The sequence below is a fragment of the Maribacter zhoushanensis genome (genome assembly GCF_029350975.1).
Taxonomy (GTDB): domain Bacteria; phylum Bacteroidota; class Bacteroidia; order Flavobacteriales; family Flavobacteriaceae; genus Maribacter; species Maribacter zhoushanensis.
Genome location: NZ_JARKMR010000001.1, coordinates 1,311,680 through 1,324,833, shown reverse-complemented (window position 1 = coordinate 1,324,833; position 13,154 = coordinate 1,311,680). Strand labels below are relative to the sequence as shown.

At 32.9% G+C, this 13,154-nt stretch carries 13 protein-coding genes; 11 read left to right on the top strand and 2 right to left on the bottom strand.

All coding sequences use genetic code 11. The features are described from left to right. The first annotated feature begins 79 nt into the window (after window positions 1-79). Window positions 80-1,192, top strand: coding sequence for a UDP-galactopyranose mutase (gene glf / locus PXD56_RS05665; protein WP_276492346.1), 1,113 nt, complete (start codon window positions 80-82; stop codon window positions 1,190-1,192). Between the two features lie 159 nt (window positions 1,193-1,351). Beyond that, window positions 1,352-2,146, top strand: a complete 795-nt coding sequence (locus tag PXD56_RS05660; protein WP_276492345.1) for a glycosyltransferase family 2 protein — start codon at window positions 1,352-1,354, stop codon at window positions 2,144-2,146. Here PXD56_RS05660 and PXD56_RS05655 read toward each other — a convergent pair. Beyond that, window positions 2,128-2,946, bottom strand: a complete 819-nt coding sequence (locus PXD56_RS05655) for a glycosyltransferase family 2 protein (RefSeq protein WP_276492344.1) — start codon at window positions 2,944-2,946, stop codon at window positions 2,128-2,130. The genes PXD56_RS05660 and PXD56_RS05655 overlap by 19 nt on opposite strands. 98 nt (window positions 2,947-3,044) lie before the next feature. On the opposite strand from PXD56_RS05655, the gene PXD56_RS05650 reads away from it, so the two are divergent. The 9 genes from PXD56_RS05650 to PXD56_RS05610 all read left to right on the top strand — a co-directional run bounded on the left by PXD56_RS05650 (window position 3,045) and on the right by PXD56_RS05610 (window position 11,959). After that, window positions 3,045-3,875, top strand: a complete 831-nt coding sequence (locus PXD56_RS05650) for a zinc-binding alcohol dehydrogenase (RefSeq protein WP_276492343.1) — start codon at window positions 3,045-3,047, stop codon at window positions 3,873-3,875. Window positions 3,876-4,087: 212 nt separating this feature from the next. After that, window positions 4,088-5,134: a polysialyltransferase family glycosyltransferase gene (locus PXD56_RS05645; protein WP_276492342.1), complete on the top strand. Its 1,047-nt coding sequence runs from the start codon at window positions 4,088-4,090 to the stop codon at window positions 5,132-5,134. A gap of 9 nt (window positions 5,135-5,143) precedes the next feature. Further along, a complete protein-coding gene (locus PXD56_RS05640; protein WP_276492341.1) occupies window positions 5,144-6,307 on the top strand; it encodes an acylneuraminate cytidylyltransferase in 1,164 nt (387 codons plus the stop codon). Then, the gene (locus PXD56_RS05635; protein ID WP_276492340.1) at window positions 6,307-7,176 is read left to right on the top strand and encodes an N-acetylneuraminate synthase family protein; all 870 of its coding nucleotides are present in this window, start codon (window positions 6,307-6,309) and stop codon (window positions 7,174-7,176) included. Before PXD56_RS05640 ends, PXD56_RS05635 begins: the two co-directional genes overlap by 1 nt. Further along, window positions 7,176-7,748, top strand: coding sequence for an L-threonylcarbamoyladenylate synthase (locus tag PXD56_RS05630; RefSeq protein ID WP_276492339.1), 573 nt, complete (start codon window positions 7,176-7,178; stop codon window positions 7,746-7,748). The genes PXD56_RS05635 and PXD56_RS05630 overlap by 1 nt, the downstream gene beginning before the upstream one ends. A gap of 4 nt (window positions 7,749-7,752) precedes the next feature. After that, window positions 7,753-9,177 carry a CCA tRNA nucleotidyltransferase gene (locus PXD56_RS05625; RefSeq protein ID WP_276492338.1) on the top strand — a complete coding sequence of 475 codons (1,425 nt, stop codon included), beginning with the start codon at window positions 7,753-7,755 and terminating at the stop codon, window positions 9,175-9,177. Between the two features lie 14 nt (window positions 9,178-9,191). Further along, on the top strand, window positions 9,192-10,226 hold the full coding sequence (locus PXD56_RS05620; protein WP_276492337.1) for a COX15/CtaA family protein: 1,035 nt from the start codon (window positions 9,192-9,194) through the stop codon (window positions 10,224-10,226). A gap of 26 nt (window positions 10,227-10,252) precedes the next feature. Continuing rightward, window positions 10,253-10,750, top strand: coding sequence for an IS1096 element passenger TnpR family protein (locus tag PXD56_RS05615; RefSeq protein WP_276492336.1), 498 nt, complete (start codon window positions 10,253-10,255; stop codon window positions 10,748-10,750). A gap of 150 nt (window positions 10,751-10,900) precedes the next feature. Continuing rightward, window positions 10,901-11,959, top strand: a complete 1,059-nt coding sequence (locus PXD56_RS05610) for a nucleoid-associated protein (RefSeq protein ID WP_276492335.1) — start codon at window positions 10,901-10,903, stop codon at window positions 11,957-11,959. A 94-nt stretch (window positions 11,960-12,053) separates the two neighbouring features. On the opposite strand, the gene PXD56_RS05605 is transcribed toward PXD56_RS05610, so the two are convergent. After that, entirely contained in the window at window positions 12,054-13,142 is a 1,089-nt protein-coding gene (locus tag PXD56_RS05605; protein ID WP_276492334.1) for a hypothetical protein, read from the bottom strand. Window positions 13,143-13,154: the final 12 nt, after the last annotated feature.

The window sequence follows — 13,154 nt, the reverse complement described above, 5'->3', positions numbered from 1 at the left end:
TAAAGTCCAAACTTTTGTGAAATTTTTACACCAACTAATTTAGATATCAAACAGTATCTTTGGGTTTTAAATTTGAAAAATGAAATCAACCAAAATGTATGATTTTCTTATTGTAGGGGCAGGACTATATGGTGCAGTATTTGCCCATGAAGCTAAAAGAAGAGGAAAAACTTGCTTAGTAGTAGATAAGAGAGAACACATAGGTGGTAATACTTATTGTAAGAAGATAGAAGACATTAATGTTCATGCTTATGGCGCACATATTTTTCATACAAATGACAAGAACATATGGGACTATGTAAATGATTTTGTCCCTTTTAACAGATATACAAATTCACCGGTTGCCAACCACAATGGTAAATTATACAATTTACCCTTTAATATGAATACTTTTTATCAATTATGGGGAGTAAAGACTCCGGCAGAAGCTAAATCCATCATTGAAGAACAAAGTAAAATATATCAAAAAAATCAACCACAAAATTTAGAGGAACAAGCACTTTCTCTTGTTGGAGAAGATATTTATTTTAAGCTAATAAAAGGGTATACGGAAAAACAATGGGGAAGAAAAGCCACAGAACTACCGGCATTCATTATAAAACGCTTACCATTAAGGTTTACATTCGACAATAATTATTTTAACGATAGCTACCAAGGCATACCAAAAGGAGGATATAATGAACTCTCTGGTGCATTACTTGAAGGTATAGATGTTCAACTTGGCGTCAACTACTTCAAGGATAAAGAATCTCTTGATAAAATGGCCAAGAAAATAGTTTTTACGGGTAAAATTGATGAATACTATAATTATGAATTTGGTAAATTAGAATATAGAGGATTACGTTTTGAACATGAAATTTTAGATATAGACAACTATCAAGGTAACGCCGTAGTAAATTATACTGAAGCAAAAATACCCTATACAAGAATTTTAGAACATAAGCATTTTGAGTTTGGTCAGCAGAACAAAACGGTCATAACAAAAGAATATCCTTTAGAAGCTTCAACCAACTTAGAACCGTATTACCCAATCAATGACGACAAGAACAACAATAGATATGCACAGTATAAAAAGAAGGCTTCCAACGACTTAGTAATCTTTGGCGGCAGACTTGCCGAATACAAGTATTATGACATGCACCAAGTTATTGGGGCGGCGTTAGCAAAAACAAAAAAACTTTTTGATAATTAAACGCAACCTTTCAATAATACCCCCTCTTATAGACTGAACCTAGTTGTAATTTTGGATTTCATCTGTGTAAGAAATTTACTTCTTAACACAATTTTTTAATTCTTTTTTTGTTATAACTTTGTTCGCTCCGATTAGAGCAAACCTATCAAATTGGAAAGTATGATTACCAAAAAAGAACAACTTACCGCATTAGTAATTACGTATAATGAAATGGGCTACATTGAAAAGTGTATTGAGTCTGTTTCTTTTGCCGATGAAATTATTGTAGTTGATTCTTTTAGTACTGACGGAACCTATGAATATTTAAAGGAACACCCTAAAGTAAAAGTCATTCAAAATCCTTTCGAGAATTTTACAGCTCAAAAATCTTTTGCTTTAAAACAAGCTAAAAACGACTGGGTCTTATTTTTAGATGCAGATGAAATTGTTTCAGATGCTTTACAAAATGAAATCACGGAAACAGTATCTAGTGATACTGAAATAGCAGCTTTCTGGTTTTACCGCCAATTCATGTTCAAAAATGAAAAATTGAATTTCAGTGGATGGCAAACAGATAAAAACTATCGTCTTTTCAGAAAAAGTAAAGCTGTATTTTCCGATTGCAAGATTGTACATGAAACATTGGACGTTGATGGAGCATCTGGCATTCTTAAAGAAAAATTGACACATTACTGCTACAAGAACTACGAAGACTATAAAAGTAAAATGTTGAAGTATGGCCGTTTAAAAGCTATTGAATCATTTTATAAAGAAAAGAAGTTCAGCTATGTAATGATGATTTTAAAAACCGGCTGGAAGTTTTTTAACCACTACATCTTACGCCTTGGTATACTAGATGGCAAAAAAGGCTTTACTATTTGTTATTTAAATGCTTTGGGTGTTTTGGAACGCTACAAAGAATTAAAAAGATTGGAGCAGAAAAATGAATTGGTGTATTACTTGGTTATGCCATAGTGTGTCCACACACTTTTTTCCTTTTTAGTAGCATTTCTAATTCCCACATTTTTTGCAATAGACTCTGGAGTTTTATATCCTCTTTTATGATCTAAATGCACGCAAACAGCACTATATCTTAACTGCTTTGACTTTATACCAAAATTGAACAAACGTTCGCCCAGCTCTCTATCTTGACCGCCATACTGCATACGCTCATCAAAACCGTTTACGTTTTCAATATCTTTTTTCCAACCAGAGGAATTATGACCGTTCCAGCTTGCATTGGTTGGTGTAACCCAATTCAATACCTTTGAAATAATACCACGTGCAGTTAATTTATTATTCTTAAATGTTTGCGGTATTCCTTTATCCTTTAGCCATTGAATATTAAAACATCGTTGATTTTCAATATCGTCTAGAGTTATCATTTTAGAGATATTCATAGGTAGCATATAATATCCACCAGAAATGAAATAACCTGGCTCTTTATTGATATAATGTACCTGAACAAAATCTTCGCGAGGTATACAGTCACCATCGGTCATGATAATATAATCCGCTGAACAAGCCGAAACCGCTTTGTTCAGTATTCTTGATTTCTGAAAACCATCATCTTCTTGCCAAACATGCACAATTGGGTAATGCACTTTTTCTGCCATTTCTGCAAGCAACTCTTTTGTTGGTGCTTTAGACCCATCATCTGCAATAACAACCTCAAAATCTTTGAATATCTGTTGCTCAAAGCCCCAAAGTACCTTCTTTAGCCACGCTTCGGCATTATATGTACTAACAATGATACTAATTTTAGGAATCTCCATGCTACGTTTCAAATTACTGCAAAAATATAAAACTCTTATCTATCTTTGAGCTAGAAAAGACGGTCTCTTAATAAAGAGGCAAATTACAGCATTGTAAAATGAAGTTAAAAGAAATTCCTGTATCAATTTACAATTCGGCTAAACTTTTAGCACTTTCTTCTGATAGTATGGTATCTGAATCTAAGGAAGAAATACCTGTAATAGTCTCTTTAACATCTATTCCTTCAAGGCTGAGTACACTACATATAACCATAAGGAGTCTTTTAAACCAGGACGTAAGACCAAAGAAAATTGTTTTATGGCTGCATAAATCTTTGAAAAATGAAATTCCAAAAAAACTTAAGACTTTAGAAAGTAGTTTGTTTGAAATCATGTATTCAGATTTAACCTGTTCTCATAGAAAGCTTATTCATAGTTTAAAGCTTTACCCCAATGATATTATTATTACATGCGATGATGATATGATATACAGAAAGAACTGGCTCAGGTTAATATATCAAGAACACAAGTTAAAGCCTTCTAAGATTATCGCTAACCAAACTAGGTATATAACCTATAATAAGAACGGGGAATTACAATCTTATAAGCGTTGGGTTTTTGATGACAACTTAAAGTTTAATGAAACTGCGGTAATACCAATTGGTGCAGAAGGTGTTTTATATCCTCCAAAATCGCTTTCAGAAGAGGTCACCAATGTTGAACTATTTTTAGAATTAGCCCCAAAAGCAGATGACCTTTGGTTTAAAGCTATGGCTATTTTAAAAGGTACAATTTCTATACAGGCAGAGAATAAAACCAAGTCCCCCATTCCTATTATAGGGTCTCAAAAACATTCTCTTAAAAAATCTAACATTGGCGGTGACAAAAACAAAACTCAATGGTTAGCCATTACTGACCATTTTAGTATTACATCAAATACATTTCTATAATTCCTACAAAAAAGCACAACGGAAAAATCAATAACTTCACAAAAGTCCTATATAATAGCAGACTACTACCCTAAATAGTACAATTAAAAAAATTACATCTTAGCTTTTGTCAAAATTATAGCCGTAAGCTTATTATTAAAGTTTATTTTTAATTTGACTATTTTTACCAACGTAGTTTTGAACTTCATGCTTTTTAAAATTCCCTAAGTTATATGAATCGAACTTATGTTGGTTCTACCATTTACCATTTATACCTTTCTATCATACATCTTTTAAGAGGTAAGGAAGATTCATTAAACAGTAGCGATGAAAATTTACTGTTTTTAATTGAAAGCACCCCTTTTATAGAAACTCTAATACCCAACTTAGAAAAATCATTTTTCACCAAAGTTCATATTCTTTCTAGACGAAGAGAGCATGTAAATGATCTTGGAAAATTGAATTACACATTTAACAGAAAGAATTCTTTAGTGCCCTATTTGGAAGAGAAACATCCGATACTGAAGAAAAAGAAAAACTTCATAATGAATTCCGATATCTACCTTTGCGATACAAATTCTTCTCAAAGTTATTTTCTATATGAATTTGGGCATATTGGATTAAACATGATCGAAGATGGAGCCAGAACATATGGCAAAGGGCCTAGTAAATTTGAGAAAATATTTAAAAGTAATATCACAAAAACGCTAATAGGTAGTGGCTATGATAAAGAGATTGTCAAATTATTTGCACAATTTCCAGATAAATTACCATTACAATTACGAAGTAAAGCAGTTGAACTTAATATTGAAAAAGAGGTAGCCAAATTAGATGAAAAAACGAAAAAAGATATTTTTGAAATATTTCTATCGTATGATAACTTTAAGCTTGACAATAAAAATAATGCGCTCATTTTAACCCAACCTATATCTGAAGATGGTATTGTAAAAGACGAAGAGGTAAAAATAAATATGTACAGAGATCTTATTTCAAAAGTACCTTCTCATTTAAATGTCATATTAAAAACGCATCCTCGTGAAAAGACCAAGTATGAAGACCATTTTAAAGATATTATTGTTTTACCAGGACTATTTCCAATAGAAATACTAGCCTTAAAAGATGGCTTTTATTTTGAGCAAGGTTACACCCTTTTTTCTACGGCACTATCAAATCTAGAAATTGTTAAGGAACATTTCTTTTTAGGTAAAGAATATTTAGATAAATTCACATCCCAATCTACGAAAGACCTGATTCAAAATATGGTCTTAGAGAAAAAATAGAGACTATTTATGTCACCAAAATGTATCGGATTTATTCCACTTAGAAAAAACTCTAAAGGAATACGTAACAAGAACAAAAAAAAGCTTTTAGGAAGACCACTATTTACATGGGTTTTAACCGAAGCAATTTTTTCTAAATTAGATGAAGTTTTCATTTTTACAGATGACCAAGAAATTATAGATTATGTAGACTTACATTTTAAATGGTCAAATAAGGTTAAAGCAGTTTTAAGGTCTGCAGAAAATGCTGAAGATAGCTCTTCTACTGAAGATGCTATTTTGGAGTTTTGCACAAAACACACCAATAAGTTTGATATTTTTTGCCTTCTACAAGCAACTTCTCCACTAACGAAAAGGGAAGATATTGACGCGGCTATCAATAAACTTAATTCTGAGAAATTAGACGCTGTACTAAGTGTAGTAAGAACACATAGGTTTATTTGGTCTGATGAAGGAAAACCTTTAAACTATGATTTCAAGAATAGACCTAGAAGACAAGATTTTAATGGACTCTTAATAGAAAACGGAGCTGTTTATTGCACAAAAAAAGATAATCTGATCGCATCTAAAAATAGGTTGAGCGGTAATATTGGTCTTATAGAAATGCATGAAGACACTTTAGTAGAAATTGACTCTGAAACAGATTGGAAAATTATTGAACAATTAAAAACATCCAATTTTAAAGCTCAGAAATCTTCAAAAAGAATAAGATATATTGTTTTAGATGTAGATGGTGTATTTACAGACGGTCGTGTTACGTTCAATAAAACCGGCGAGTTCTCTAAAATATTTGATATGCGTGATGGTATGGGACTAGAGATTCTTCGCCAAAATGATGTAAAAGTAATGGTAATGACCTCTGAAAACTCTGAGGTAGTTGCCCAACGAATGAAGAAACTGAAAATTGAAAATGTATATTTAGGGGTCAAAGACAAATTTTCTTTTTTAGAGAATATATGTGTTGAACAAAATATAGCAATTAATGAAATTGCATACATTGGCGATGATGTCAACGATTTAAGTAACATGCTCAGGGTAGGATGGTCATTTTGCCCTGCAAATGCCACCAAAACAATTAAATTCCATTCAGACGTAGTACTGAGTAAAAATTCTGCCGAAGGTGCTATTAGAGAAGCTATCGAATTTATTATGAATTATAATTTAAGATTTTAATGATATATAAAAAACCATACATAATTGCCGAAATAGGATGTAACCATAAGGGTGACATGCAAATAGCCAAAGAATTAATAAGCATGGCAAAAATTTTTGGTAATGCAGACGCAGTTAAATTTCAAAAAAGAAACAATAGAGATTTACTTACTGAAGCTCAGTACAATGAGCCTCACCCCAACCCTATAAATTCTTATGGCGATACTTATGGTGCGCATCGTGAGTTTTTAGAATTTGACGTTGCACAACACGAAGAGTTGAAAAATTATTGTGAAGAGATAGGTATCACTTATTCTACCTCTGTATGGGAAACTACCTCTGCAAAAGAGATTACAAGTATTAACCCTGATTTTATTAAAATTCCGTCTGCATGTAATAATAATTTTGAGATGTTAGGCTGGTTATGTGAAAACTATAATGGTGAAATTCATATCTCAACCGGTATGACCACAAAAAATGAAATTAAGATAATAGTTGATTTTTTCGCAAAACACGATCGGGCAAAAGATTTAGTCGTTTACAATTGCACATCAGGTTATCCTGTTCCATTTAAAGATGTTTGTCTTTTAGACATATTAAAGCTTAAAGAAGAATATGGACAACAGGTTAAAAGTATTGGCTTTTCTGGACATCATCTTGGTATCGCCATAGATGTTGCAGCCTATACTTTAGGTGCACATATTATTGAAAGGCACTTTACATTGGACAGGACTTGGAAAGGTACCGATCATGCTGCCTCTTTAGAACCTATGGGGTTAAGAAAACTATGTAGAGACTTAAAAGCTACCTATGAAGCCCTAAACTATAAAGAAAAAGACATTTTGGACATAGAAGCGGTTCAACGAAAAAAATTAAAATATCAGAAATAATGAGTGCCGATTTTAATGCTGAAATCAATAAATGCATAGAAGTTCTAGAAAATGGCGGACTCATACTCTACCCCACCGATACGGTTTGGGGTATTGGTTGTGATGCTACCAATGAAGCAGCTGTTCAAAAAGTGTTTCGACTAAAACAAAGAGAAGACAGTAAAGCTTTAATATGTTTAGTAGCCAATGATGCCATGCTTGAAAAGCATGTGGAGAAAGTATCTGACCTTGCTTATGATATTATAGATTTGTCAACAAAACCTACAACCATAATATTCGACAAACCTCGTGGGGTGGCAAAAAACTTAATAGCAGAAGATAATACCTTGGCCTTAAGAGTAGCTTCTGATAAATTTTGCAAATACATGATCGGCAAGTTTAAAAAGCCAATTGTTTCTACTTCTGCAAACATTTCTGGTCAGGGCACTCCAAAATCTTTCCAAAATATAGATTCAGCCATTTTAAAAGGTGTAGACTATGTGGTAAATTTGCATCGTGAGAAACAGAATAGCTCCGCCTCATCAATTATTAGATTAGCTAATGACGGTACGGTGAAGATTATTCGAGATTAAGAACATGCAAGAGAGCTATACAGACGCTTTAAACAACCCAATTTTCAAGATTATTTCAGAAGCTGCAGAAGAACTTTCTGTAGATTGCTATGTTATAGGTGGTTTTGTAAGAGACTATTTTTTAAAACGTAACATACCAAAAGATATAGATGTAGTTGCCATTGGCAGTGGCATTGCTTTAGCTGAAAAAGTAGCATCTAAATTAGAAGGCAAACCACAAGTTTCTGTCTTCAAGAATTTTGGTACCGCCATGATTAAAAGTGATGGCATTGAGCTTGAATTTGTTGGTGCTCGTAAAGAGAGTTATAACAGAGATAGTCGTAAACCCATAGTAGAAGACGGCACTTTAGAGGATGACCAAAAAAGAAGGGATTTTACCATAAATGCTTTGGCTTTATCATTAAACCAAAATAACTATGGTGAGCTACTAGATCCTTTTAACGGTATTGCCGACTTAGAGAACAAGATAATTAAAACACCTTTAGAACCAGGTGTTACGTATTCAGATGACCCACTGCGTATGATGAGGGCAATACGTTTTGCAACACAGTTAGATTTTCAGATAGCACTACCCTCTTTACAAGCAATTACAGAAAATAAAGAACGCTTAAAAATTGTTTCTAACGAACGAATTTTAGACGAACTTCATAAGATTATGCTGTGCAAAAAGCCTTCTTTAGGTTTTTCGTTACTACATAAAACAGAATTATTAGAATATATTCTTCCAGAACTTACTGCTTTACAAGGTATAGAAGAAATTGAAGGACAAAAGCATAAAGACAACTTCTGGCACACCTTAGAGGTTGTAGATAATATATCTGAAGCTACAGATGACCTTTGGTTGCGTTGGGCCGCTCTTTTACACGATATTGGTAAAGCGCCTACTAAAAGATTCCATAAAAAAATTGGTTGGACATTTCACGGACATGAATTCGTAGGATCAAAAATGGTCTTTAAATTATTCAAGCGTCTACGAATGCCATTGAACGAGAAAATGAAATTTGTTCAAAAAATGGTATTAATGAGTTCAAGACCTATTATACTTTCAGAGGATTATGTTACAGATTCAGCGGTACGTAGACTCGTTTTTGATGCCGGTGACAATGTAGAAGATTTAATGACTTTATGCGAGGCAGATATCACTACCAAAAATCCGAAGAAACAGCGCAAATACCATCAAAACTTCAAAATTGTCCGTAAAAAGATTGAAGAAGTAGAAGCTCGTGATCATGTTAGAAATTTTCAACCACCTATTAGCGGTGAAGAGATAATGGAAACTTTTGCGTTAAAACCTTCCAAAGAAATTGGTATTATAAAGGAGGCAATTAAAGAAGCCATTTTAGAAGGAGAAATCCCTAATGAATACAAAGCGGCTCAAGAATTTATGTATCTTAAAGGTGCAGAATTGGGTCTACAGAGTACAAAATAGCATGCATAGTATATATGGATATTACATTTAGAAAAGTTGCCAAAGTATCTTTGGTCTTAGTTTATTTAGTGATTGTTGCCGGTGCTGTTGTAAGAATGACAGGCAGCGGCATGGGTTGTCCAGATTGGCCTAAATGTTTTGGCTACTACATTCCACCTACAGAGGTTAAAGAAATACAATGGCAACCAAATCGTTTGTTTGAGAAAGGTCAAGTAATTATCTATAGGGAAACATTACAGGTTTCTAAAGAATCTTTCACCACCAAAGATGCTTTTAATGCAGATAATTGGGATCTATATACTAAACATGACTATGCTGAATTTAACCCATGGCATACATGGATTGAGTATATAAACAGACTTTTTGGAGTTTTAGCAGGACTTGCTACCTTAATACTAGCCGTTATCTCCATTAAATTCTGGAAGAAGAAAAAGCGCATACCTATACTATCATGGTTAGTGGTTTTTGGCATGGTTTTTCAAGCTTGGCTAGGTGCCACTGTTGTCTATTCAGTTTTAGAACCTGCAAAGATTACGGTTCATATGCTTATGGCATTGGTTATCGTTGCAATGTTGCTTTATATTATTTACATGGCCAATAATGAAAATAAGCGCATTAAATATGATAAGGTTGTATTGAACATTAGTATTATAGCTTTGGGTATGACCCTTGTTCAAATAGCCATGGGAACACAGGTACGCCAGTTTGTAGATGAACAGGTAGACATTTACGGATATGCAGCTAAAGGTAACTGGTTGCAAAATCCTGAGCTATTATTTTATGTTCACCGATCATTTTCAATACTTGTAATTTTAGTAAATTCTTTCTTGGCATATAGAATAACCAAACTGGATCTTGGTCACTTTAAAGTGTACTGGGTCTTGTTTTTATTACTAGTGGTCGTATTTACCGGTATAGCTATGAACTATTTAGATTTCCCTTTTGCCAGTCAGCCGTTACATCTTGTATTGGCGTCTATTCTTTTTGGTGTTCAGTTCTATATACTTTTAGATGCATTAATGCCTAGAAAAGACTCCAAAACTTCGTAACTTTGCCGACCCGCAAAAATTAAGGTATGATTTATAAAATTCGTGTAATTCTAGACGCTGAAGAAGATATTTTCAGAGATTTAGAGATTGAATCCCACAATTCATTAGAAGAATTCCATAATGCCATTACGCAAGCATTTGGCTTCTTGGGTAATGAAATGGCGTCTTTTTATACATGTGATGAGGAATGGAAACAAGACGAGGAGATTGCTCTTTTTGACATGAGTGAATCTGGCTCTGATGTTAGGTTAATGAACGAAACCTTTTTAGAGGATGTCATGACCGAAAACAACCCAAAATTAATCTACGTTTATGATTTCATGAACATGTGGACGTTTTTCGTTGAACTTGCAGATATTCAAGAAAACGAAGATGGTCGTTCTTACCCTAATGTACTGTTTACATTTGGCGAATTACCAGAAACGCCACCAGAGAAAAACTTTGAAGCAGAGAATAGTGCCTTTGACTTTGATGATACCTTTGATAATTACGACGATTTAGATTTCGATGAAAATTGGAACTAAATTTTAGTAATTGACCCAGGCTACAAACCATCTAGGTATCCAATTAAAAACATAATTTATGATTCGGCGCTAACGTCGAAGCATTTAAATCTCGATTATCGAGTAAATAATATTTTTTTCGCTTACTAACCATTTAATTTAGAACATTTTATGATTAACTTATATGCTACTCAAATTGAAAGTATTTCTATACATAGAGTTGGTAACAAAAATAAGAATGAAGGTGTTTTTCTTTCAGAAGAGCCTTTTAGACTTAATGATGAAACAACAGGTCTATTAAAAGAATACTTTTTTAAACCATTCAGAGAAAAAGAAGAAAACTACTATAAACTTGCTAATGAAGTTGATGTTGAATTCAATGAATTACACAAAATTGTAAGTGAAGTTTTTGAAGATCCTTCTAAGGCTCATTTAAATTCTAAGAAAGTAGCATCGTTATTATTTGAACAATCTAACCATCCACATATTAAAAGTGGTGAGGTTTATGTTGCATATCTATCCGGCTTACTTTTAGATAACAAAAAAGTAGACGCTATAGGCATATTTAAAAGCGAGTTAAAACATGATTTTATTCAATTCGAAGAAAAGAACAGCAATTTAGATATCGTAATTCAACAAGGTATCAATATCAATAAATTAGATAAAGGGTGCTTAATTTTCAACGTAGAAAAAGAAGAGGGTTACAAGATACTTTCTGTAGATAGCAATAAATACGACACAAAGTATTGGATAGAAAACTTTTTAGGTATTGAACCACTTTCAGATGATAACTTTAAAACAAAAAACTATTTAAAATTTTGTCAAGATTTTGCCAAAGAGGTTGTTTTACCAGCAGAAGACAAGCAGCAAGAAGTTTTATTCATGAACCGTGCAGTAAACCATTTTGCAAAAAATGATGCTTTTGAAGAGTCTACGTTTTTGAACGAAGTAATGGAAAACCCAGAGTTGATACCTGAGTTTAAACATTATAAAACAGAAAAAGGACCTAAGTTTAGTATTGAAGATGTATCTACTTTTGATATTGCAAACAAAGCAGTTTCAGATGCACGTAAAAAAATAAAGAACGTTATTAATCTAGATACTAACATTCAAATTAAAATGGATTTCATTAACCCAGAATCCGCAGAGAAGTTTGTAGAAAAAGGATGGGATGAAGAAAGACAAATGTATTACTACCTAGTGTACTTTAATAAAGAACAGAAGAGCTAGTAAAATTATAGATAGCTTAAATAGGTAAATAAAAAGCCCGATTTTCAAAATTTGAAAATCGGGCTTTTTATTGCTATAATCTACTGAAGATAATCTAGCTATTAATTTTAATATTATGTTCTATAATTTGTTTTAGACTGACATCTTCATAATTTCTTCGTACAAAATTTAAAGCTAAATCCAAGACCTCTCCCATGGTTTTGCAGTTTTGGAAATCCATATCCATGGTAAGTACCTCTATCTGCTCTCTTAACATAGTTATGTTTTGTGGAGTAGAAATTTCATCGGTTTTACAAATAGCCCGTAATTTCTTAATTCTATTACCAGAACTTAAAATTCTTTTGGCTACCATAGAGCGTTCTTCCAGTTTATATTGATCAACAGAATCGTGGGTTAATTTTTTACGAACCAATTCTACCATTTGGTAGTTTTCCTTAAAAAACTGAGGTCTGTATACTTTTAGTTTTCCCTCAAAACATTGTTGATCAAAATCTATGGCACGTATTTTATACACTACGTGATCAAAATCATGCGTAGGCACAATTACATAGTTATACGAACGCATATCTCCCAACAAACGAATCATGCAACGCTCATTGAACTTAACAAACTCTTTTGCCAACTGCGCTTTTTCCCTTGGTGTACATTTAGGTAAATTATGTTTTATAAATTCATCACCAGGTATACCAGCAATATGCTCTTCGATCAAGGTATCCTTATATACTAAGAAGTTAAGGTTGTAGGGCGAAAGCATATGCTCTAATTCTAACCCATAAATACGAGAAGCATCGGTCTTTTTAATGTAGAAATAGGTGAAATTGTCATTTAATATATTCCTGACTTTAATTCTAAAAGGTTTGGAGTTACCAAATGTGCAAAAATCAACGGCATCTACATTTAAATATTGATGAATATTATCACTACCATCAGAATGTAAAATAGAATAGACTTTCTTTAAACTATCATCAATTTCTTTCCTATCAAATTCAGAATAATATGCACGCACCCAAAGGGTATCTTCATCATTTTTATCATACACTACAACAGATCCTGCGAACCTCAGCAAATCGTCGTAAAAAATAGGTATTTCAATCTTTCTGCTATAATGTTCCAAATAGCCGTCCAAAGCCTCACTTACCGGGTAAGCAGGTTTTTTTTTCGACATTAATCTTTCTTCTGACATGCTACAAATTTA